Below are 22,066 nucleotides of genomic sequence, written 5' to 3' on the forward strand. Positions count from 1 at the left end.
GAACGTACCAAGCCCTCTGGACCGCCGTCGGTGCAGTCTGCGATCTATTCCATAGCCAGGAATGCAGAAACTACTTCAAAGCCGCAGGATATGGTCCCGATTGAAGGTGACTTGCTCTAGTGTTCGGTTGCCGCTTTGGCGGTTAGTTCATCAGCTTTGGGATCGCGGGTACGACCTGTTCCGGCCTCATCGCGGTATAGCCGCGATCAACGCAGAGATCGGTGCCGGTGATGACGCTGGCCTCGCCCGAGCAGAGGAACAACACGGCGGCGGCTATTTCTTCGGGATCAGCGACGCGGCCCAGCATGTGGAAGGGGGCGGCGACGGCATCGGTTTTGGCGCGGTTGCCGTGGGTGAGCTGATCCATGATATTGCTCCACGTTCAGCCGGGGGACACCGCGTTGACCCGGATGCCCTGCGGGGCGAGATCCATCGCTTGGCTGCGGGTCAGTTGCAGGATGGCAGCTTTCGACCCCGATAAACCCAGCGCCCCGTCTGCGCCACGCGGGAGGAGATTGAGCCGAAGTTGACGATGGCCCCCTTGTTCGCATCGGTAGGACCGAATCGGCAAGGGCGTGGTGGATGCCCGCCAGCACCATTTGCCCGGCGAGCGGCTGAGCCTGAACTACATCCAATATGGCGCCAAGACGCTGATCGCGCCGGGTGCGTTGGAGCGGTTTTATCTGGTGCAGATCCCGCTGTCGGGTTGGGTGATAATCGCGCATGGGGCGGAGCGGTATTATTCCTCACCCGAGGTGGCGGCGGTGTTGAACCCGCATCTGCCGACCACGATGATCTGGGCGGAAAGCACGCGGCAGGTGCTGATCCAGATCGACCGGCAGGCGATGCAGGATTATCTTTCCGCACAGTTGGGCGCGCCTGCGTTGCGGCCTTTGACGTTTTTGGGTGGGTTTGATCTGCGCAGCGGGGCGGGGGCGGCTTTGCTGAGGATGGTGCTGTTTCTGGTGGCAGCGGCTGATGCCGGGGGGACGACTCCGCCGGGGTTCTTGCGTGATCAGCGGCTGGCACATGCGCATGCCGATCTGGTGGCGGGGGCGGGGTCGGTGACAGAGGTGGCTTTGCGCTGGAGGTTTGCGCATTTAGGGCAGTTTGCCGAGGTGTATCGGGCGCGGTTCGGGCTTTCGCCGCGCGATTCGTTCTGGGCTGCGCGGGGCGAGGGTTATCAGGATTGATCTTGGCGCGGTTGTAAAACTGTCACGTCCGCGTCGTGTTTGTTTCATCCGGGGAGGGCATGGCTGGGTCTGATTTTATCTGACCAAGGATGCTCTCGATGCGTTTTCCGATCTCTGGCCTGACTTCTGCTCTGGCGATTTGCACAGCTTTGCCTGCTTTGGCCGAGCCCACTTTCAACCGGATTGCCAGCTTTGCGACGCCGTTGAACATGGCGGCTGGGGAAGATCTGGCGCGGGCGACGAGTGCCGAGATCATTTCCGCCTCGGACGATGGCATGACTTTGGTCTATACCGATAGCCCGTTGGGGGTGATCGGGTTGATTGATATCACCGATCCAGCAGCGCCGAAGCCGTTGGGCAATATCGACATGGGCGGCGAGCCCACCACGGCGAAGATCATCGACGGGACGGCGTTTGCGGCGGTGAATACGTCGAAGGATTATGTGAACACCTCGGGCAAGCTGGTCAGCGTTGACCTGGCGACAAAGGCTGTGGTGGCGGAATGTGAATTGGGCGGGCAGCCGGATTCGGTGGCGGCGGCGAAGGATGGCTCGTTCCTCGCGATTGCGATTGAAAATGAGCGCGATGAGGATGTGAATGACGGGGCTTTGCCGCAGATGCCGGCGGGGTTTGTGGTGAAGCTGCCGGTGAAGGCGGGTGTGGTCGATTGCGCCGGGTTGCAGAAGATCGAGATGACCGGGCTGGCGGCCGTGGCGGGGGATGATCCAGAGCCGGAGTTTCTGGACATCAACGCGGCGGGTGAGATCGTTCTGACCATGCAGGAGAATAACGAGATCGTTTTGATCGGCGCGGATGGCAAGGTTTCTGGGCATTTCAGCGCAGGCGCGGTCGATCTGGATGGCATTGATACCAAGCGCGATGGTCGGTTGGATTTTACCGGCAAGCGTGAAGCTGCTTTGCGCGAGCCGGATGGGGTGAAATGGGTGGATGCCAATCACTTCGCGGTGGCGAATGAGGGCGATTATAAGGGTGGCTCGCGCAGTTGGACGATTTTCAACCGGGATGGCTCGGTTGTGTATGACAGCGGCGCGTCGCTGGAGCGGGCGATTGCGGAAATCGGGCAATATCCTGAACATCGCAGCAAGACCAAGGGCGTGGAGTTGGAATCGGTTGAGATCGCGACCTTTGGCGAGGTGCCGATGGCGTTTGTGGCGTCGGAACGTGGCTCGGTGATCGGGGTTTATGACCTGACGGACCCGAAGGCGCCGGTGTTGAAGCAACTGCTGCCGTCGGGGATTTCGCCCGAAGGTATGGTGGCTATTCCGCAGCGCAATCTGCTGGTGTCGGCGAATGAGGTTGATTTGCGCGAAGATGGCTTGGCCCCGGCGCATGTGATGATTTACCAAATGGCGGAAGGGCCTGCGGCCTATCCGATGATCACCTCGGCAGGGTCTGATCCGTTGATCGGCTGGGGAGCTTTGTCGGGTTTGGCGGCTGATCCGAAGGATGCGGGCAAGCTTTATGCAGTGTCCGATAGCGTTTATGCGGCGGCCCCGACGATCTTTACGATTGATGCCACGCAGACCCCGGCGAAGATCACCTCGGCATTGGGGGTGACGCGCGGCGGTGATGCGGCGCAGAAGCTGGATCTGGAAGGCATTGCGGCGGATGGCGAGGGCGGGTTCTGGCTGGCCTCGGAAGGCCGCAGCGACAAGCTGGTTCCACATGCGATCTACCACATTGATGCCGAAGGCGCGATTGATCAAGAGATTGGTCTGCCGGAAAGCCTGCTGGCCAATGAGACTCGCTATGGGTTTGAAGGCATCACGGTGGTGGGTGACACGCTGTGGATGGCGGTGCAGCGCGAGTGGAAGGACGATCCGAAAGGTATGGTCAAGCTGCTGGCTTATAACACCAAGGAAGAAACCTGGGGTGCGGTGCATTATCCGCTGGATGCGCCCGCTGAAGGGGCATGGATGGGGCTGTCGGAAATCACTGTAAAGGGTGATTGGGCTTATATTGTTGAGCGGGATAACCAGATCGCCGACAAGGCCGTGACCAAAAAGCTGTACCGGGTGGCGGTGAGCCAGTTGGTTCCGGCGGAATTGGGCGGCAAGCTGCCCATGGTCAGCAAGGAATTGGTGCGGGATTTAATGCCCGATCTGGGCGTGCTGAACGGCTATATTGTTGACAAGGTTGAAGGCTTCACGATTGACGCCGCGGGGACGGGTTGGGTTGTTACCGATAATGACGGCGTGGATGACAGCTCGGGTGAGACGCTGTTCTGGTCGATTGGTGAGGTGAAGTAAGCAGAAGCGTCGGGCCTGTTGGGTTGGTCAGCGGGCCAGATCACTGAAACTCCGCGCCGCTGCCTCAGGGTCTGAGGTGGCGGCGTTTTGGTCTTTCAGCTTTGCGGCGCATTTGAAAGGGCGGCGGGGTGAACCCCGCCCTACTTAACGCGTGGTGGGTTGCACCGACTTAACATTTGCGGGGCGGCGATTGGGTTTTGAACGGTGTTGTGAATTTGAACAAGTGGCGGGGTGAACCCCGCCCTAGCCAAGTCCGATGTGATTGCCCGATGCGATTGCATGGCAAGGGCCGCACCGTTATAGGGCTGCAAAGCTATGAGGAGATTGCCATGAGCTATGCCGCGTTGGAAACTGCGATTGAAGCTGCCTGGGAGGCGCGGGATACGATCTCGACAACCACCAAAGGCGAAGCGCGGGAGGCTATTGAAGCGACGTTGACGGCGCTGGACAGTGGCGCGTTGCGGGTGGCGGAAAAGCGCGGCAATGGTGATTGGCATGTCAACCAATGGGCGAAAAAGGCGGTGCTGCTGTCGTTCCGGCTGACCGATATGTATGAGATTTCGGGCAGCAATGGTGGCTCGAACTGGTGGGACAAGGTGCCGTCGAAGTTTCAGGGCTGGACCGAGGCTGACTGGCGCAAGGCCGGGTTTCGGGCGGTTCCGGGCAGCATCGTGCGGCGCTCTGCCTATATCGCCAAGGGCGTGGTGCTGATGCCGTCGTTCGTGAACATCGGCGCTTATGTCGATGAGGGCGCGATGGTGGATGGCTGGGCGACGGTGGGCTCTTGCGCGCAGATCGGCAAGAATGTGCATCTGTCGGGCGGCGTTGGCATTGGCGGCGTGCTGGAGCCGATGCAGGCGGGGCCGACGATCATCGAGGACAACTGCTTTATCGGCGCGCGATCTGAGGTGGTTGAGGGCTGTATCATCCGCGAAGGCTCGGTTCTGGGGATGGGCGTGTTTATCGGCCAATCGACCAAGATCGTTGATCGGGAAACCGGGGCGGTGATGTATGGCGAAGTGCCTGCGGGCTCGGTCGTGGTGGCGGGGTCGATGCCGTCGAAGAACGGCGTGAACCTGTATTGCGCGGTGATCGTGAAGAAGGTCGATGCCAAGACCCGCAGCAAGACTTCGATCAACGAATTGTTGCGGGACTGAGCCTGGCTGCCAAGATATACGGGCGGTGGCTTCCATGTTATAACACCCTACCGGATACCAGGGTGGGACAGTGTTATGAGCGATTTACCCTCTGATTTCACACCGCCTGCGGGCGTTTTTGTGGCCGCCGATACTGACCGTTTCGGCACGCCCCTCACGTTTCTGGATGCCTGGTTCAATGTGGTGTTGTCGGGCAAGGATACCGGCGGGGCGGCGTGCAGTGTCGATACCAACCGCACTCTGCGCGGAGGGCCGCCGCTGCACATTCACCCCGATCAGGATGAGTGGTTTTTCGTGCGCGAGGGCAGTTTCGATATCCGGGTGGGCGCGGCATTGTTTCATCTGCAAGCGGGGGACACCCTGCTGGCCCCGCGCGGTGTACCGCATGCTTTTGCCAATACGTCGGAGACCGGGCGGATGCTGGTGACGTTCTTTCCGGCGGGTCAGATGGAGGAGTTCTTCCATACGGCCGCCGCGTTGACCTTACCTACGCCGCAAGCGATGGCGGCGGTGTTTGCCGCACATGGCATGAAAGTGGTCGGGCCGGGGTTATTGCCGCGCTAAGGGGGCAGCAGTTTTCGGCGATGCGGCAAGGCTTTTCTCTGGCATGGGTTGCGCGTAAGAGGGGCAATCCCGTTCCGCCAAAGGTAGCCCGATGACCGAAACCACAAAACGCCCGCAGCAGGTTTACACTCTGGCCGTCGAGGTTGGCCGCAAACCCGGCGATGGTTTGCCCGAAAAATCCACCGGAGCGGCGCTGATGTGCTATGCCAGCGGCATTGATGAGGCCGAGGCGGTGCGCGAAACCGTGGCGATCCTGAAGCAGGCCGACCTGGCACCGTTGGATGTGTCGGGTTACGGCACGTTGGAGGAGCGACTGGCAGCGGGCGATGAAGTTGACGATGAAGAACGCGCATTGATGGCGCGGGCTTTGGCCGAGAATTCGGTGGTGGTGGCGCAGATGACGCCATTCTACAATGACTGATTTTTATTTATTAATATTAGATACATAAAAAATCATCTTGGCGCGGTCTTTGGCACAGATTGGCCGATGTAACGGCATGGAAAAGCGGCCGAAATGCCCGTTGGCTTTTGTGGTGGCGGTCAACGTCAGCCGAACCGGGCTTGGTCGACCGCCGCCAAACCCTTCCTCATCCGGCGGTTCTTCCCGCAAATCGAAACCCGGCGCAAGCATTCCATCCATAAGGTAGCGGTCCAGACCGGCTGCAACCCCGCTTGCCCCGGCTTCAAACAGCGCTTTACGCCGCGCCACATCCGCTGCGAAAGTCTGTTCATGCTGCCCGGTCGGGTGGCGGCGATTGGGTCGGTATGCCATCAGATCACCCCTTCTTCTGCAAGCTGCGCTGAGCCATGCGGGCGGCGTCGGCTGCAATCTGGTTTTGCGATTTGCTGAAACTGTCAGCGTTATATGCGCTATCTCTTCGATACGCGCGCCTAGATAGGCTGCGATAAGTGGCTCCCAGCGGTCGATTGAGGTCGGGGCATATGCGGCTGCGGTTTCCAGAACCCCCACAACCTGCACCCTGCTGAACGGTAGACGGGCCTTCACCTTCGCGTCGGAATGCTTTGCGGGTGGCACTATCAGGTTGAATTGTGCCCACGGGTCGGTTGCATTTTAGCCCTGCGAGGGGGCCGTGCCCCGTAAACCCTTGAGGGTGTCGATATGCTGCTTTCATGTGGTGTCGATGATGTGCAGTTCGCCTTGGTGACGCGCAACCGGTCCGCATTGCTAGATTTTGTGCCGACACTCAGAGATGTGCAGTTCGCCTTGGTGACGCGCAACCGGTCCGCATTGCTAGATTTTGTGCCGACACTCAGATGCGCGCCACATTGCAGCCGCATTTTTGTGGCTTTTTTAGGTATTGCCTCGAAATTTGGGGAGCTCGTGATGCCGTATCGTATTCTTTTGAAAACAGCCCACCGGGTTTTATCCTGCAAGCGCAGGGGCAAACAGCAGGGGATCAGCCAGATTATCACGGACAATACGGACAGAGTGGAAGTCCGCAACGGAAAAGGCCTGCTGTTGTTTTATCGTCCCCAGCTGTCAGCGGTTAAAATATAGCGCTCGCAAACGGGTGCCGGATGATGTTTGGCTGAAGTTGCGCGAGGGGCTGGCCGCTGGGGGTTATACATCACAAAGCCAGCTTGGCCCTAGGCCAAACTGGCCAGACCCGGTGGGATATTTGCGCGCAGAGTGCGCGCAGAGGATGACAATTTTAGATAAGCTTTACGGACTTTACGCGGCGCGGCGCGGGGTGCGTCCCAATAGCGTCATCAGAGTGAGCACCTCGTAGGTTTGCAGGCAGCGCAGCGGCAGGTCGTGGGCTGCTTCGTGGCCGATCGCCAACAGGCAGCCGTTGGATTCGATGAGGGCTGGGGTGCCGAGGTCTAATGCAACCGATCCGGTGATGGCGCGGCGTTGATCCGAGAGGGAAGTACGGCCATCGACCAAGCTGCCAGCGGGCATGAGGACGGCGTCGGTGCCGAAGATATACTCCACCTCGGGGCCAGAGATCGCCAGCAACTGATCGGCGGAGACCAGCAGGTCTTGGGTTTGGCCAAAGAACGGCGCGCGCAGCAGGACCGGGACGAAGCTGCCGCGGGCGGGCAGGGCGAGGCGCTGGGCGGCGCGGAGTGGGAGCGGGCCGTCTTCGGTGATGACGATGTCGCCGGGTTTCAGATGACCCGCAAGCACCGGGCCGAGGCTGGTTTCCACCGGGGTGCGCAGGCCGATCCAAGGCGCTGCGCCGGGCGGGGCTTTGCCTTCGGTCAGGCCGAACCACAGCACCGGGCCAGAGGGGCGGTGCTTGGTGCAGAGGGTTTGCAGATCGGACAGCGGGATTGGCAGCGGGTTTTGGCCCTCGGCGGTGATGGTCACCGGCGGGTCAGTGCCGAGAAGCTCGAAGGACAGGCTCCAGTGCCGCGCTGGGGCGTTGAACTGGAATGACAGCCGGGCGGTGCCTTTGCCTTGTGGCAAGGGGCCGGGCAGGACATGGCGGGCGACGTCTTTGCCTTGGCGGTGCAGGATGACGATGCCCGTCGCGGGGTCGTGGAAGATCGCAAAGGTACGCGGCCAGCCGGTGTTGGATTGGTGGTCGAGCAGCAGGCTGGCGTTTTGCAGCGGCAGTGCCAGTTCCATCACGAACAGGCCTTGATGCAGCAGGGCATCCGGCGCAGCGGGATTGAGCAGACCGCGATCCGACAGCGCGACCCAGCCTTGATGGAAGCTGTCCGTCATCTGCCCATGGCCGATTGACCCGCGGCAATCGGGCGGATGGGGGCCTTGGTCGGGGTGTGCAAGTCGCCCGCTGTCATCTTTGCCTCGGTTGCCATGGCGATGTGCGTTGCCGCCCAAAGGGCTCGTTGGCCCCATCGCATGGAATATCTTTGTCGCGCCGTCGTATCTTTAGGCTAGGTGGGATGCGGCGGCGCGGCCACTGCCTTTCGGCATCAGGGTTCTGCCGGAGCGCAATGGTTGCGCGCGGGGCACACCTTTACGGGCCGTTGCATTGGTTTGGGCGCGGCGGTATCTCGGGTGGCATGGTTTCTTAGCGAAAGGCGTCTGTCATGGCTATGCATCTTCCCGTTGACCCGGAAAAACTGACCGCTGATCTGATCCGTTGTGCCTCGGTCACGCCGGAGGAGGGTGGGGCTTTGGTGCTGCTGGCGGGGGTTTTGCAGGCGGCGGGGTTTGCTTGCACGCGGGTGGATCGCGGCGGGATCGCGAACCTATATGCGCGCTGGGGTGTGGCGGGGGCGAATAAATCGTTCGGCTTTAACGGGCATACTGATGTGGTGCCGGTGGGCGATGCGGCGGCGTGGACGCAGGACCCGTTTGGTGCGGCGGTGGTCGATGGCTGGATGTATGGCCGGGGGGCGACCGATATGAAATCGGGGGTCGCGGCCTTTGCGGCAGCGGCGGTGGATTTTGTGCAGGCTACGCCGCCCGATGGCGCGGTGATTTTGGCGATTACCGGCGATGAGGAGGCCGAGGCGCTGGATGGCACGGTGGCTTTGCTGGATTGGATGGCGTTGAACGGCGAGCGGATGACGCATTGTCTGGTGGGCGAGCCGACCTGCCCGAATGAGATGGGCGAGATGATGAAGATCGGGCGGCGCGGCAGCATGACTTGCTACTTTACGGCGGTGGGCGTGCAGGGCCATTCGGCCTATCCGCACCGTGCGAAGAATCCGATGAGCGCTTTGGTGGCGCTGATGGCGCGGTTGGAGGCAGAGCCTTTGGATCAGGGGACCGCGCATTTTGATGCCTCGACCTTGGCGATCACCACGATTGATTGCGGCAATAAGGCGACGAATGTGATCCCGGCGCGGGGGACGGCTACGGTGAACATCCGGTTCAATGATGCCCATTCGGGGGCATCTTTGACGGCGTGGTTGCAGGGGCATGCGGAAGCCGTGCAGGCTATGAGCGGGGTGGTGATTTCGTTGCGGGTGACAGTGTCGGGCGAAAGTTTCCTGACGCCGCCGGGGGAGTTTTCGGCTTTGGTCGCGAAGGCGGTGCAGGCCGAGACGGGCCGCGTGCCAGCGTATTCGACCTCTGGCGGCACGTCGGATGCGCGGTTTGTGAAGGATCATTGTCCGGTGGTAGAGTTCGGGCTGGTCGGCAAGACGATGCATCAGGTCGATGAGCGGGTCGAAGTGGCGCAGATTCACGCGTTGAAGGCGATCTACGCCCGCGTGCTGCGGGAGTATTTCGCGTGACGGTAGAGATTATAGAGACGCGCGACATTGCCCTGTGCCGCCAGCTGCGCCGCGTGGTATTCATCGACGAACAGGGCGTCTCGGAAGACCGCGAACTGGACGATCAAGACGACGCCGCCCTGCATCTGCTGGCCTTGTTGGACGGGGTGGCGGTCGGCTCGGCCCGGCTGTTGGTGCAGGGCGAGGTCGGCAAGATTGGCCGGGTTTGTGTGCTTGACGCTGCGCGCGGAGCGGGGATCGGGGCTGCGCTGATCAAGGTAGCTGTGGCGCGGTTTCGTGGGATCGAGGGTGTGACGAAGGCCAAGCTGGGCGCGCAGTTGCAGGCGCTTGGGTTTTATGAACGGCTGGGGTTTCAGGCGGTTGGTCCGGTTTACGATGATGCGGGGATCGCGCATCGGGATATGGTGCTGGGCTTTGATGGGTAAGTTTTGACCTTGCAGTCTATCCTTCGCCGCCCCGGCCTTGAGCCGGAGCCTCATGGGGTGCGATTAACGGGTCGAGGCCCCGGATCAAGTCCGGGGCGGCGAGGAGATATCTGAACTTGTCCTCGATTAACCGCGATATACTGTAAGGCGCGCTGATGCGGCGGGCCTTGCGGATGCCGCATCAGTGCTAGGGCCAAGCCGCAGAGGTCGGCGGTGCCATGATTTTCTGTATCCGAACTTTTCGTCCGAATTACGGCGCGGTTATTTGCCCGCGCCTGCGGTCTCGGAGCCGTTGCGGGTCAGGTAATAGGCCAGCAGAATGGGCAGGAAGGTGGCGGCGAAGACCACCATGGCGACGACATTGGTGACCGGGCGTTGGCGCGGGCGGATCAGTTCTTCCAGCATCCAGATCGGCAGGGTGGATTGTTGACCTGCGGTGAAGGTGGTGACGATGACTTCGTCGAAGCTGAGGGCGAAGGCGAGCATGCCTCCGGCCAATAGGGCGGTGCCGAGGTTGGGCAGCAGGATGTGGCGGAAGGTCTGGAAGGCGTTGGCGCCGAGGTCGGCTGACGCCTCCATAATGCCACCGGACAGGCGGCGAAAGCGGGCGACGGCGTTGTTGTAGACGATGACGATGCAGAAGGTTGCGTGGCCGAGGATGATGGTGAGGGTAGAGAACGGGATGTCCATCAAGCCGAAAGCCGAGCGTAGGGACATGCCCGTGATCACGCCGGGCAGGGCGATGGGCAGGATGATCAGCAGGCTGATCTGCTCGCGCCCGAAGAAGCGGGCATGCGCCATGGCGGCGGAGATCAGGGTGCCGAGGATCATCGCCAGCAGGGTTGCGGCGGTGGCGACTTGGAGTGAAAGCGTTAAGGCTTGCCAGATATCCGGGCGCTCCCACGCGGCGGCGAACCATTTCAGTGTCAGGCCGGGGGGCGGGAAGGCGTAGGTGCGCTCCTCGGTGGTGAAGGCGTAGAGGAAGATGATCAGGATCGGCAAGTGCAGGAACAGCAGCACTGCGGTCGCGGCGGTTTTCAGGGCGAGGGATGCCCGATCTATTGTGGCGTCAGAGCGCATCGAAGGCTCCGGCGCGTTTGGCGAGGCTGAGGTAGATCAGCATGATCACGATCGGGATCACAGCGAAGGCGGCGGCGAGCGGGGTGTTTCCGGCGGTGCCTTGCAGCTGGTAGACCGCCATGCCGATGAAATTGGCGGAATTCCCGACGATTTGCGGAATGATGTAATCGCCCATGGTCAGCGAGAAGGTGAAGATCGAGCCCGCGATCACGCCCGGCAGCGCCAGCGGCAGGATCACGGTGCGGAAGGTCTGGCTGCTGGTGGCGCCGAGGTCTTGGGAGGCTTCCAGCATCGAGGTCGGGACTCGCTCTAACGATGCCTGCATCGGCAGGATCATGTAGGGCAGCCAGACATAGGTGAACACCAGAAACATCCCGATATAGCTGGTGGACAGGGAATTGCCGCCGATACCGGGCAAAGCGAGCGCGGCATCCAAGAGGAAGTTGGTATGGGTTTTTGTGGCCGCCCAGGTGATGATGCCCTCTTTCGCGAGGATCAGCTTCCAAGCGTAGACTTTGACGAGGTAAGACGACCAGAGGGGCAGCATTATTCCCAAATAGAACACCGCCTTCCAGCGGCCCTTGGCATAGCGGGCGGCGTAATAAGCGATGGGGAAGGCGATAATGGCAGAGGCCAGGGTGACGGCCGCAGACATCAGCAGGGTGCGCAAAATGATGTCGTAGTTTTGCGGCAACAAGAGCTCGCCATAGGTCTTCAGGGTAAACTCGCGCACCACCATGCCGGAGAATTCGTCGATGGAATAGAAGGATTGCAGCAGCAGGGCAGCGAGCGAGCCGAGGTAGATCACGCCGAGCCACAGCAGTGGCGGGGTGATCAGCAGGGCCAGAAGCAGCTTGGGTTTGCGCCAGAACAGGGCGGTAAGGCGGTCGGCGGTGGATTTGGTGGGGAGGATGGCGGTCATGCTGCGACCCGCTTGGATTTGCTCTTTTTGAAATACTCAGGCTGGAGGCCGATGCAGGAGCCTCCGGCGGGGATATTTAGAAAACAGATGAAATTGCGGCGCATCAGGCTTCATCCATGATGTGCAGGGCATCGGGGTGGAAGCCGAGGCGGATTTCGCTGCCGGGAGTTGGGAGTTCGGTGCCTGTGGGCAGGATGGCGGCGATGTCTTGGCCTTGGGTGGTGAATGCTACGCGGTGGCCGGAGCCGAGGTAGCGCAGCGAGGTGACGGTGCCTTGCAAGGTGCCAGAGGGATCGAGGTGCAGGGTTTCGGGGCGTAGGGACGACCATTTGGCGGGGCCGCCGAGCGATTGGGTCAGCGCTGGCGGCAGCACATTGGACGAGCCAACGAAATCGGCGACGAAACGGGTTTTCGGTTGCGCGTAGATCTCAGTAGGCGTGCCGATCTGGGCGATTTTACCGTCATTGAACACAGCGAGGCTGTCGGCCATCGAGAGGGCCTCGTGCTGGTCGTGGGTGACGAAGACGAAGGTGATGCCAAGGCGTTGTTGCAGGGATTTCAACTCGTCTTGCATGGCCTCGCGGAGTTTAAGGTCTAAAGCGCCGAGTGGTTCATCGAGCAGCAGGACTTTCGGCTCGTTTACCAAGGCGCGGGCGAGGGCGACGCGTTGGCGTTGGCCGCCTGACAGTTGCCCCGGTTTGCGGCTGCCATAGGCGTCGAGGTGGACGAGGGCGAGCATTTCTTCGGCCTTGGCGTAGCGCTGGGCGCGGGCCATGCCTTTGACCATCAACCCGTAGGCGACGTTATCGCGGACGTTCATATGGGGGAACAGCGCGTAGTCCTGGAATACCGTGTTGACGTTGCGCAGGTGCGGCGGAGTGTTCGAGACATTCTCGCCGAAGATGCAAATCTCGCCTGCGGTGGGGGCTTCGAAGCCGGATATCAGCCGCAGGCAGGTGGTTTTGCCGGAACCCGAGGGGCCAAGCATGGCGAAGAATGCGCCTTCGGCGATAGTCAGATCAACACCATCGACGGCTTTGATCGGGGCTGCGGTGGGGCCGAAATGACGGGAAACGCTGCGGAATTCTACGGCTGCGGGCATGTACTATGGGCCTTTATCCGCCGGGGCGGGAGAGCAGGCAGGGGCGCTGACCCCTGCCGTGATGTAGGGTGGGGTTACACCCCAACGCTGATTATTACCGCCCGCCGATCACGCCGATGTAATCCGACACCCAGCGATAATACGGCACACACGCGCCTTCCCCTTGGGCGCAGTTGGCGACAGGCGTGGTCCAGAATTTGATCTTGTCGAAATCATCCAGACCGTTGGCGGTGCAGCCTTCGGCGGTTTGCATGCCGGATTTGTCAGTGCAGGCGGCGGGCACCACGGGGTTGCCGCCGAACCACACCGAGAGATCGGATTGCAGGTTCGATGACAGCGTATGCTCCATCCATTTATAGGCGCAATTCGGGTTGGCGGCATCGGCGGCGAGCATGGTGGTGTCGGCCCAGCCCGTCGCACCTTCCTCGGGGATCGTCGAGGCGATGGGGAGTTTTTCCGATTGCAGCAGGCCGACCTGGAACGGCCACGAGCCCGAAGCCACCACGCCTTCGTTTTTGAAGTCATCCATCTGGATATAGGCGTCGTGCCAGTAGCGGCTGACCAAGGTGCGCTGGGTGCGCAACAGGTCAAGCGCGGCTTTATACTGATCTTCGTTCAACTCGTAGGGCGAGGTGATTTTCAGCTCGGGCTTGTGGAACATGAGATACTGTGCGGCGTCGGCGATGTGGATCGGGCCATCATAGGCCTGCACGCGGCCTTCGTTGGTCTTGCCATCGGGCAGGTCCATCTTCTCAAACACGATATTCCAGGACTTTGGCGCTTCCTTGAACACATCGGTACTATACATTAACACGTTAGGCCCCCAGAGATAGGGGGTGCCGTAGTGGACGCCATCCACCGTGAACCATTTGGCATCTTGCAGCCGGGGGTCGATTTTGCTCCACGACGGGATCAGGGCGGGGTTGATCGCCTGCACCCGTTTGCCCGCGATCAGCCGGAGTGAGGCATCACCCGAAGCGGTGACCAGATCAAAGCCGCCTTCGTTCATCAGGGCGACCATTTCATCCGAGGTATTGGCGGTCTTTACAGCAACTTTGCAGCCGGACTCGGCCTCAAACTTCGTCACCCAGTCATAGGCTTTGTCGGTTTCGCCGCGTTCAATATAGCCGGGCCAGGCGACGATATTGAGTTGGCCTTCCGAAGCGCCCACCTCGGTCATCTCGGCGAAGGCGGGTGTGATGGCTGTGGCGAGGCTGGCGAGAAGTGCTGCAGCCGTGGCGGATTTGCGGGTTTTTGTCATCGAAAGCTCCCTGTGATTGAGCGCAAGCCGGGTTCCCGGTCATGGCATCACGGTAACGGGGCGGCGCTGTTTCGCAACAGAAAATCACAGGGTGGCGGTATTTTTTTGATCAAACGATAAGTCGGGGCGATGGAAATGTGCAAGCTTCAGGCCGGGAAGGGCGGGCTTTCCCCACCCATTGTTCAGGAAGGCCAGGCTTAGCCTTTGGCCATTTCAGTGGCGAGGGCGGCGTGGTGTTGGGTGACAAGGCCTTCATAGGCGGCCAGCTTTGCCGGGGTGAAGTGATGTTCTTCGGCCAGCAGATTGACGGTGCCCAGCACCTCGCCGCCCTCGATCAGAGGGATGTTGATGCAAGAGCCGAGGCCGAGCGAAGTGATCAGGGCATGGTCGAAAAAGTACTTCGCAAACTCGGGTGTGGTGTTGGCGACGAAGGTTTGTTGGCCTGTGATGCAGAAGTCATACCAGCCATCGCGGGTCAGCGGCTTGGTGCCCGATACCGGGTATTCCACCGGATGCGAGGTATAGGCGCGGCGCGCTACCCCGAGTTTCAGGTCTTGCACGGTGACGGTGAACAGGCGGGTGCCAAGCGCGGCGCAGGCTTGGTGCAGGGTGTCGTAGACATGGGGCATTGGCGTCTCCAGATGGGATCAGGTCGGCATGTGGCCGGATAGCAGGGCGATCAGGTCAGAGCGGGTGATCAGGCCGACAAGTTGCGTGTCTTCTAAGACGGGTACGGCCTGTTGGCCGCCGTCTGCGAGCAGGGCGATGAGGCTGGCCAGCGGGGTCTGCGGGGTGGCGTGACGGGTCTCGGAGTCAGCCAGCATCGTTGCGGTAAGGTGCGGATCGGCGCGGCCCACGAGGGCGGCTTGCGACACCAGGCCGCCGAAGCTGCCATCGCGGTTGCGGATCGGCAGGGTTTTGAAGCGGTGACTGCGGAAGCTTTCGGCAAGGTCGGGAAGCTTGGTGTCGGGGGCGACTTGGATCAGGTCGCGCGACATCATTTGGGCGGCAGTGGTGGGGCCAAGGTTGCGGGCATTGGCTTCGGTCTCGGCGGCCTCGATCAGGCGGGCGAGGTCTTCGACGCCGAGGTTTGAGCCCAAGCGCAGGCGGGTGAGGGTGGCGGCGAGCACGTCGGGCGAGGGGATGAAGCGGCGGTCGGGGGCGGGGTCTTTGGTGCCATGTTGCGGGGGTTCAGCGGCAATGCGGAACGGATAGCGCCGACCGGTGGCGTGGTTCCATGCGATGCCGAGGGCGACGAGGGCAAGGCTGCCGCTGGCGACGGGGAGGAGAAGGTAGTGCAGACCCGGAAGCGTGTCGGGGTTGGCCGAAAGCACGGTGGCGAGGGCGACGGCACCGCCGGGGGGATGCATGGCGCGCAAGCTGGCCATGGCGAGGACGGCCAGCATGACGGCTAGGGCGGCGGTTGGAAGCACCGGGAGGCCCGCGTGCAGGATGAGGATGGCGGCGAGGGCGGAGGCGGCGTTGCCCAACACCACCGCCCAAGGCTGCGCCATCGGGCTGTTTGGCACCGCGAAGATCAGGAAGGTGGAGGCTCCGAACGGGGCGATCAGCGCGGGATGTGTCATCAGGTTGGCGCTGGGGTTGAGCAGCCAGAGCATTGCCGCAGTGAGGGCGAGGCCGAGGGCGGCCCCGAGGCTTGCGCGGAAGGCCTCGGAGGGCTTTGGCGCGGGCATCGAGGGGCCGAGGCCATGCAGGATGTGTTTCAGGGTTTGGGTCAGGCGGGCCATGTTTAGTTGGGCCATGTGGCGCTTGCGATCAGGGTGAGGTCGGGCTCTGGGGTTGGCAGGGTGGGAGGATCGATTTGCCAGAAGAACAGCCGGACATGGGCGGGGTGTTTCGGGGCCTCAGTCTCGGCGAGGATCTGGTAGTGCATCTGAAAGCCTTCCAGAAGCAGGCCCTCGGCGTAGAACGGGATTTCTTCGGCCTCTAACAGGGCGTCGATGCCTTGCTGGGGCTCCCATTCCTGGCCGTTGGCCCAGATCACCTCGGCTTCGACCTCGGGGTGTTTGAGGGCGAGTTTGCTGAGGGGGGCGAGGAAGGTCTCGATCGGGGAGAGCAGTTTGGGCATGGGGGCCTGCTGTGGTTTGCTTGGGTTGAAGCAGGTGGGGCGGGGGAGGTCAAGGTTTGGCTTGGAGCTGGCGTTGAACCGGGGGTTTCACACCCCCGGACCCCGGTGGGATATTTGAGCAGAGAGGATGATAATTTGAGGTAATTTTTAGGGATTTAGCCGCTTTTCATCATGGCGAGGCGGATTAAGTCGCGTGAGGTGGGGATTTCCGCACTTGGCGCGCGGCGTTGGGGGTGATTTGGTTGCGGGATGATGGACGAGAAAAACCTGATCCTGCCGTTGCAGATCGTGTTGCCGCTGCCTTGGCGATGGGTGCGGCGGGTGGCGCTGCCGCTGGCAGTGTTGTTTTGGGCTTTGGCGGTGTTTTGGCGCGCGCCGATGTTGTTGAAGCAAGGGGGAATGATTTTTGTCGCCTCGCCGCTGACGACGGTGCCGTTTGCGTTGGTGCTGGCTTATGGCATTGCGACGAGTGCGGTGCTGTTCTGGGCGAACCGGCATCGGATGCGCGGGGTACTGCGCTTGAACCGGGGGCGGGTGGTTGGTGCGCTGGCGCTGGCCTTTGTCACGCCGATTGCGGTGTTTGACTGGGTGCCGTGGATATGGGGCGGGCTGATGGTGTTTGTCTCGGGCAATCTGCAGGGTCTTGGCATTATGGTGCTGGTCTGGGCGGCGGCGACAGGGCTGTGGTATCCGGTTGCGGCGCTGATCGTGTCTGGCACAAGGTCGCGCTGGCTGCGGTTTGGGTTGTTTTGTCTGATGTTCTGGGCGGTCTATGCGGCATTTGTGTTGTTTGGTGGGGTGGCACATTCCCCGCTGTAAAGTCTAGCGCTTCATCATCGCAAGCCGGATCAGCGCGCGCTCCATCACCGCCATCGCCGGGGCGCGGGAGGTGGAGCGCAGGGTGAGGTCGGTTTCAACCAGCAGGCTGAGGGCATCTTCAAGGCGCAGCATTCCCCAGTTTCCGGCTTGGCGTTGCATCGCGTCGCGGCGGGGGCCGAAGATGCGGGCTTTCATGATGCCAGAGGTGATGCCGCCGGGATCAGAGGCCATGATATGCAGGCTGCGGAAATGCCGCAAAGCGCCGATGCAAATGGTAACGGGCAGCAGGCCTTGGCCTTCAAGTCGGCGCAGCAGCGGGCCGATCAGGTTGGCGTTTTGGTCGGCAGCGGCGGCGATCAGATCATCGACCTCCGCCTCGATGGTGGCGGGGGCAAGGGCGTGGATTTCCTCGGGCGTCAGCGGGGTCGGGTCGTTGTATTTGTAAAGCGCGATTTTCTCCAGGGTCTGGCGGAAATCGCCGGGGTCGAGGGCGCGGGCGAGGGTGGCGAGGTCGGCCATTGCCGAGGGGGCGAAGTTTTTCAGGCCGGCTTTGGCGAGTTCAGCCTCAATTTCTTCTCGGGTTGGCGGATCGTCATAAAGGCCAATGCTGACGGCGTTCAGGTGTTTTTCGAACAGGGTTTTGAGGGTGGATTTTCCGGTAAGATTGCCGCTTGTCACCACGATCTGCGCATCGCCCGCGCGCCAGTCTTGTAGGGTGGCGGCGATGGAGGCGGTGAGGCCATCGGTGGCATCTTCTAGGAAGGCGACGCGGGGGCCGGGGAAGAAGCCTGCTTCACGGGTGGCATCGGTCAGCAGGCTGGGGGATTTGCGCAGATCTGAGGATTGGATGCGGGTCAGGCGCATTTCGGCCTCACCCTGCGGGCCGATCAGCGCGGCGATGGCCTCTTGCCGTTTCAGCGCGACGCGCATGGTGTCGGCACCGAAAATCAACAGCCCTGCGCGGTTGGGGTCGGGTTTGGCGCAGTAGCGCGAGGCTTCGATGCCTGCGAGTTTCATGCTGCCCACTCCAACGGGGCCGGAAGGGCGGATTTGGTGAAATCTACGCGCAGGGTGCGACGGGCGCTGGGTTGGGCTGCCGGGCGCGAGCGGTGTAGGGTCAGCATATGCAGGATCAGGATATCGCCGCGCTGGGCGGTGCAAAGCTCGGTTTGATGGGCGGCGGCGGTGGCATCGCAGGTGGCGCTGGGGATGAGCTTGGCGTGATGGCTGTAAAGGGCGATTTCCATTGGCCCAGAATCCGCCTCGGCCGGGTCAAGGTGCAGGCGCACGAACAGCATTTGGTTCAGAAAATCCAAAGGTGGCTCGCACTGCCAGACCCCTGCCTTTTGCGACCAGTTGTGAAAGCCTTCGACCTCGTGCCGGGCTGCGACGGCGATCAGGCGATCTTGATGCCACGGCACGCCCCAGTTGTTGGCTTCGGTCTTGTTGAAGACCATGGCGCGGACGGCGTGGAAATCGGGGAATAGGGCGGTGATGCCGCGGGTCAGGGGAGTATTTGTCCCAAAGTCGCCGCCCAGATCCACCCGCGCGCCGGGGCCGTGATTGCGGTTGGCGATAGCGTCATAGGGGGCGAGGTCGGCTTCGGTCAGGGCTTGGCACATCCAGTGCCTGCCTGTCGTCGCGAAATCTTCGGGCGCGGTCATTGGTTCCAGCTGTTGGAGGTCGCCAGCAGTCTTGCGGTGATCTGGTCGGCGAGGATGCGCATCAGGCGGCGGGCGGCGTCTTCTTGGGCCGCCAAGCCTGCGACGGTGGACCCTGTGGCGGAGTAGGAGGTGAAGCTTTTGACTTGGCCGCCAGTGACGCGGGTTCCGGTGGCGCGGTTGGTCAGCGCCCAGTCGATCACGCCATTCAGGTTATACCGGGTGATAGCGTTGTCGGGAGCGATGCCGACCCCGGCGGCGTAAGTATTGATTGTGTAGGTCAGGTCAAACCGCGCCGCTTGGGGGCGGCCCAGACGTTCTTCGAGACGCTCGACCAGATCAAAGGCGTTTTTGTCGGCAGGGTCGGCGACTCGGATGCTGGATTGGATGCCTTGCGCCGGGCCGCCGGGGCCGTAGGCGGGCGTGAAGCCGCAGGCGGTGAGGGCCAGCGGTATCAGCAGGAACAGGCGGCGGTTAGGGCGTGTTGTGGTCATTGAAAATCACCTTTTCCGTTGCTGTTCGCAATGGAAATCAAGTTAACGCACCACGCCTTAAATGACGACATTGATGATGCGCCCCGGCACAACGATGATTTTCTTCACAGGCGCGCCTGCGAGGAACTTCACCACAGCTTCATCCGCCAGCGCGCGTTTTTCAACCTCGGAAGCAGGCATATCCGTGGGCACGCTGATTTCCGCGCGACGTTTGCCGTTGATCTGGATCGGCAGGGTGACGGTATCATCCACCAGCAACGCCGGATCGGCTTTCGGCCAAGGGGCTGTGGCGCAGAGGCCTGCACCGCCTTGATAGCTCCAGATCGATTCGGCGATATGCGGGGTCATCGGGCACATCAGTTGCGCGAGGGTGCGGATGGCTTGTTTCATCGAGGGGGTCGAGCCGTTGGCTTTGGCGAGGGTGTTGGTCAGCCCGTAAAGCGCCGCGATGGCCTTGTTGAAGGCGAAGGTCTCAATACTGCGGGTGACTTCCTCGGTGGCTTTGGCGGTGGCTTTGGCGATGTCTTGGTCGCCAATGCCCTGATGATCGGCGGGCATGTCGCCGATGCGGGAACAGAGAGCCCAGACGCGGGACAGGTGTTTGAAGGTGGCTTCCGCGCCGGAGGCTGTCCATTCCACATCGCGCTCGGGCGGGCTGTCGGACATCACGAACCAGCGGGCGGTGTCGGCCCCGAAGGCTTCGATGATATTCATCGGATCGACGACATTTTTCTTCGATTTCGACATTTTGGCAGAGGGGATAACTTCAACCAATGAGCCTTCGTCGCCCAGCGCCTGCAGCCATGCGTCGATATCGGCGATCATATCGGGATCGGGCGGCGGCACATCACCCAGCACGGTGACGCGGCGGTCGGCGAGGCTGAAACTCGTCACGTCCTCGGGGAGGTGATACACCGGACGACCGTTGGCGTCGGTGGTTTTGTAGATCTCATGCGTTACCATGCCTTGGGTGAACAAAGCGTTGAACGGCTCGATGGCTTTGGCGGGCAAATGGCCGGTGGCGTGCATGGCGCGGGCGAAGAAGCGGGAATACAGCAGGTGCAGAATCGCATGCTCAATACCGCCGATGTATTGATCGACGTTCATCCAGTAATCGGCATCCTCGGCGATGGTGGGCGTCGTCGCATGTGGGGCGGTGAAGCGGGCGTAATACCAGCTGCTATCGACGAAAGTGTCCATCGTGTCGGTTTCACGCCGCGCATCGGCACCGCATTGCGGGCAGGTGCAGTTGCGCCATGTCGGGTGACGATCCAGCGGGTTGCCGGGGATATCAAAAGTCACGTCGTCCGGCAGGCGGACGGGCAGGTTCTCTTTCTTCTCGGCCACCACACCGCAGGCGGCACAATGGATCACCGGGATCGGGCAGCCCCAATAGCGTTGGCGGCTGATGCCCCAGTCGCGCAGGCGGTAGTTGGTGACGCCGCGACCGATGCCACGGGCTTCGCATTCGGCGATGGCGGCGGCGATGGCGTCTTCGCCGGTTTGGTAGTCATCACCTGCGAAACCACGGATGTATTCCACCGTCTCTGATTTTGGCGGAGCAAAGGCGGCATTCACAATGCGCTGATAAAGTGAGTAGGTTGGTCGATCTTCGCCAGAATCCCCGCGATCCTCTATTTCGATCCAGCTCGATTTCTCAAAATCGCTGTCAGGATGCTCATGGTCGTGAATAGCTTCGGGAATTCTGAACACTGGAATGACGGGCAGCCCATATTTGCGGGCAAAATCCAGATCCCGCTGGTCATGCGCCGGGCAGCCGAAGATTGCTCCGGTGCCGTAATCCATCAGCACGAAGTTGGCGATATAGACCGGGAGTTCTATCGAGTTATCAAACGGATGCAGCACGCGGATGCCGGTATCCATGCCGATTTTCTCCGCCGTCTCCATCGCCTCAGCCGTAGTGCCACCCTTGCGACATTCGGCGGTGAAGGCGGCGACGGCAGAGTCGTGACGCTCCAGATGTTTTGCCAGTGGGTGATCAGGCGAAATCGCCGCAAACGACGCCCCCAGCAGGGTGTCGGGGCGGGTGGTGTAGACTTCGATCCGGTCGAAGCCTTCCGGCGCGCCGGTAGTGGTGAAGGCGAATTGCAAGCCGCGCGATTGGCCGATCCAGTTGGCTTGCATCAGGCGGACCTTTTCGGGCCAATCTTTTAAGCCGTCCAAGGCGCTCAGCAATTCGGCAGAATAATCGCTGATCTTGAAGAACCATTGCGTCAACTCGCGGCGTTCCACCGCAGCGTTCGAGCGCCAGCCCTTGCCGTCAATCACCTGTTCATTGGCCAGCACGGTCATATCGACCGGATCCCAGTTCACCACGGCATTCTTGCGGTACACCAAGCCCTTGGCCATCATGTCGATGAACATCGCCTGCTGTTGGCCGTAATATTCCGGGTCACAGGTGGCGAATTCGCGGGACCAGTCAATCGACAGACCCAAGGGTTTCATCTGCTTGCGCATCTCGGCGATGTTGCCGTAGGTCCATTCTTTCGGATGGCCGCCGCGTTCCATCGCGGCGTTTTCGGCGGGCATCCCGAAGGCATCCCAGCCCATCGGATGCAAGACGCTGAACCCCTGCGCGGCCTTGTAGCGCGCCACCACATCGCCCATCGTATAGTTGCGCACGTGGCCCATATGGATGCGGCCTGACGGATACGGGAACATCTCCAGCACATAATACTTTGGGCGTGACGGATCGCGCCGCGCCTTGAACGTCTCGGCGCTATCCCAAGCTGCTTGCCATTTCGGTTCGATGGTCTTGGGTTCGTAGCGCGACATATCAGGCCCCTCAGGCTAGTTCCTTGGCGCAATTACACTGGCAACGGGGGCAAG

The 22,066-nt window shown here is 61.5% G+C and carries 22 protein-coding genes and 1 pseudogene; 9 read left to right on the forward strand and 14 right to left on the reverse strand.

Going from position 1 to position 22,066, the window contains the following annotated elements:
- Positions 1–142 precede the first annotated feature (142 nt).
- Positions 143–571, reverse strand: a pseudogene (locus tag ACP7AP_RS08315) (SDR family oxidoreductase).
- 4 nt (positions 572–575) lie between these two features.
- On the opposite strand from ACP7AP_RS08315, the gene ACP7AP_RS08320 reads away from it, so the two are divergent.
- The 5 genes from ACP7AP_RS08320 (at position 576) to ACP7AP_RS08340 (ending at position 5,605) form a co-directional block, all read left to right on the forward strand.
- A complete protein-coding gene (locus ACP7AP_RS08320) occupies positions 576–1,193 on the forward strand; it encodes an AraC family transcriptional regulator (RefSeq protein ID WP_426033738.1) in 618 nt (205 codons plus the stop codon).
- Positions 1,194–1,291: 98 nt separating this feature from the next.
- Positions 1,292–3,463: an esterase-like activity of phytase family protein gene (locus ACP7AP_RS08325; RefSeq protein WP_426033739.1), complete on the forward strand. Its 2,172-nt coding sequence runs from the start codon at positions 1,292–1,294 to the stop codon at positions 3,461–3,463.
- A 329-nt stretch (positions 3,464–3,792) separates the two neighbouring features.
- Positions 3,793–4,620 (forward strand): 2,3,4,5-tetrahydropyridine-2,6-dicarboxylate N-succinyltransferase, encoded by an 828-nt coding sequence (gene dapD / locus ACP7AP_RS08330; protein WP_426033873.1) that lies wholly within the window; start codon positions 3,793–3,795, stop codon positions 4,618–4,620.
- A 75-nt stretch (positions 4,621–4,695) separates the two neighbouring features.
- Entirely contained in the window at positions 4,696–5,184 is a 489-nt protein-coding gene (locus tag ACP7AP_RS08335; protein WP_426033740.1) for a cupin domain-containing protein, read from the forward strand.
- Positions 5,185–5,275: 91 nt separating this feature from the next.
- Complete coding sequence (locus ACP7AP_RS08340) at positions 5,276–5,605, forward strand: hypothetical protein (protein ID WP_426033741.1); 330 nt, start codon at positions 5,276–5,278, stop codon at positions 5,603–5,605.
- A 3-nt stretch (positions 5,606–5,608) separates the two neighbouring features.
- On the opposite strand, the gene ACP7AP_RS08345 is transcribed toward ACP7AP_RS08340, so the two are convergent.
- A complete protein-coding gene (locus ACP7AP_RS08345) occupies positions 5,609–6,154 on the reverse strand; it encodes a hypothetical protein (RefSeq protein ID WP_426033742.1) in 546 nt (181 codons plus the stop codon).
- A gap of 150 nt (positions 6,155–6,304) precedes the next feature.
- On the opposite strand from ACP7AP_RS08345, the gene ACP7AP_RS08350 reads away from it, so the two are divergent.
- Positions 6,305–6,703 carry a hypothetical protein gene (locus tag ACP7AP_RS08350; RefSeq protein WP_426033743.1) on the forward strand — a complete coding sequence of 133 codons (399 nt, stop codon included), beginning with the start codon at positions 6,305–6,307 and terminating at the stop codon, positions 6,701–6,703.
- A gap of 174 nt (positions 6,704–6,877) precedes the next feature.
- Here ACP7AP_RS08350 and ACP7AP_RS08355 read toward each other — a convergent pair whose 3' ends face one another.
- Complete coding sequence (locus ACP7AP_RS08355) at positions 6,878–7,879, reverse strand: Hint domain-containing protein (RefSeq protein ID WP_426033744.1); 1,002 nt, start codon at positions 7,877–7,879, stop codon at positions 6,878–6,880.
- A 329-nt stretch (positions 7,880–8,208) separates the two neighbouring features.
- Here ACP7AP_RS08355 and dapE point away from each other — a divergent pair, with 329 nt between their 5' ends.
- Entirely contained in the window at positions 8,209–9,363 is a 1,155-nt protein-coding gene (gene dapE, locus ACP7AP_RS08360; RefSeq protein ID WP_426033745.1) for a succinyl-diaminopimelate desuccinylase, read from the forward strand.
- Entirely contained in the window at positions 9,360–9,788 is a 429-nt protein-coding gene (locus tag ACP7AP_RS08365; RefSeq protein ID WP_426033746.1) for a GNAT family N-acetyltransferase, read from the forward strand. Before dapE ends, ACP7AP_RS08365 begins: the two co-directional genes overlap by 4 nt.
- Before the next feature lie 261 nt (positions 9,789–10,049).
- Here ACP7AP_RS08365 and ACP7AP_RS08370 read toward each other — a convergent pair whose 3' ends face one another.
- From ACP7AP_RS08370 to ACP7AP_RS08400, 7 genes are all read right to left on the reverse strand, one after another.
- Positions 10,050–10,868 carry an ABC transporter permease gene (locus ACP7AP_RS08370; protein ID WP_426033747.1) on the reverse strand — a complete coding sequence of 273 codons (819 nt, stop codon included), beginning with the start codon at positions 10,866–10,868 and terminating at the stop codon, positions 10,050–10,052.
- On the reverse strand, positions 10,858–11,790 hold the full coding sequence (locus ACP7AP_RS08375) for an ABC transporter permease (protein ID WP_426033748.1): 933 nt from the start codon (positions 11,788–11,790) through the stop codon (positions 10,858–10,860). The genes ACP7AP_RS08370 and ACP7AP_RS08375 overlap by 11 nt, the downstream gene beginning before the upstream one ends.
- A 103-nt stretch (positions 11,791–11,893) precedes the next feature.
- Positions 11,894–12,892 (reverse strand): ABC transporter ATP-binding protein, encoded by a 999-nt coding sequence (locus tag ACP7AP_RS08380; protein ID WP_426033749.1) that lies wholly within the window; start codon positions 12,890–12,892, stop codon positions 11,894–11,896.
- 94 nt (positions 12,893–12,986) lie between these two features.
- Positions 12,987–14,153, reverse strand: a complete 1,167-nt coding sequence (locus tag ACP7AP_RS08385) for an ABC transporter substrate-binding protein (RefSeq protein ID WP_426033750.1) — start codon at positions 14,151–14,153, stop codon at positions 12,987–12,989.
- Positions 14,154–14,350: 197 nt separating this feature from the next.
- Positions 14,351–14,782: a GAF domain-containing protein gene (locus ACP7AP_RS08390; protein ID WP_426033751.1), complete on the reverse strand. Its 432-nt coding sequence runs from the start codon at positions 14,780–14,782 to the stop codon at positions 14,351–14,353.
- An 18-nt stretch (positions 14,783–14,800) separates the two neighbouring features.
- Positions 14,801–15,916, reverse strand: a complete 1,116-nt coding sequence (locus tag ACP7AP_RS08395; RefSeq protein ID WP_426033752.1) for an HPP family protein — start codon at positions 15,914–15,916, stop codon at positions 14,801–14,803.
- Complete coding sequence (locus ACP7AP_RS08400; protein ID WP_426033753.1) at positions 15,904–16,242, reverse strand: hypothetical protein; 339 nt, start codon at positions 16,240–16,242, stop codon at positions 15,904–15,906. The genes ACP7AP_RS08395 and ACP7AP_RS08400 overlap by 13 nt, the downstream gene beginning before the upstream one ends.
- 252 nt (positions 16,243–16,494) lie before the next feature.
- On the opposite strand from ACP7AP_RS08400, the gene ACP7AP_RS08405 reads away from it, so the two are divergent.
- Entirely contained in the window at positions 16,495–17,061 is a 567-nt protein-coding gene (locus ACP7AP_RS08405; RefSeq protein ID WP_426033754.1) for a hypothetical protein, read from the forward strand.
- 3 nt (positions 17,062–17,064) lie between these two features.
- On the opposite strand, the gene holA is transcribed toward ACP7AP_RS08405, so the two are convergent.
- Genes holA through leuS form a run of 4 tightly spaced genes read right to left on the reverse strand, consistent with a single transcriptional unit; the run spans position 17,065 to position 22,012 of the window.
- Complete coding sequence (holA, locus tag ACP7AP_RS08410) at positions 17,065–18,078, reverse strand: DNA polymerase III subunit delta (protein ID WP_426033755.1); 1,014 nt, start codon at positions 18,076–18,078, stop codon at positions 17,065–17,067.
- Positions 18,075–18,725: a phytanoyl-CoA dioxygenase family protein gene (locus ACP7AP_RS08415; protein WP_426033756.1), complete on the reverse strand. Its 651-nt coding sequence runs from the start codon at positions 18,723–18,725 to the stop codon at positions 18,075–18,077. The genes holA and ACP7AP_RS08415 overlap by 4 nt, the downstream gene beginning before the upstream one ends.
- Complete coding sequence (gene lptE / locus ACP7AP_RS08420) at positions 18,722–19,216, reverse strand: LPS assembly lipoprotein LptE (protein ID WP_426033757.1); 495 nt, start codon at positions 19,214–19,216, stop codon at positions 18,722–18,724. Before lptE ends, ACP7AP_RS08415 begins: the two co-directional genes overlap by 4 nt.
- Before the next feature lie 57 nt (positions 19,217–19,273).
- The gene (leuS, locus tag ACP7AP_RS08425; protein WP_426033758.1) at positions 19,274–22,012 is read right to left on the reverse strand and encodes a leucine--tRNA ligase; all 2,739 of its coding nucleotides are present in this window, start codon (positions 22,010–22,012) and stop codon (positions 19,274–19,276) included.
- Positions 22,013–22,066 lie beyond the last annotated feature (54 nt).

Origin of the sequence: Cypionkella sp. TWP1-2-1b2 (assembly GCF_049896245.1) — a bacterium.
Lineage (GTDB): Bacteria > Pseudomonadota > Alphaproteobacteria > Rhodobacterales > Rhodobacteraceae > Cypionkella.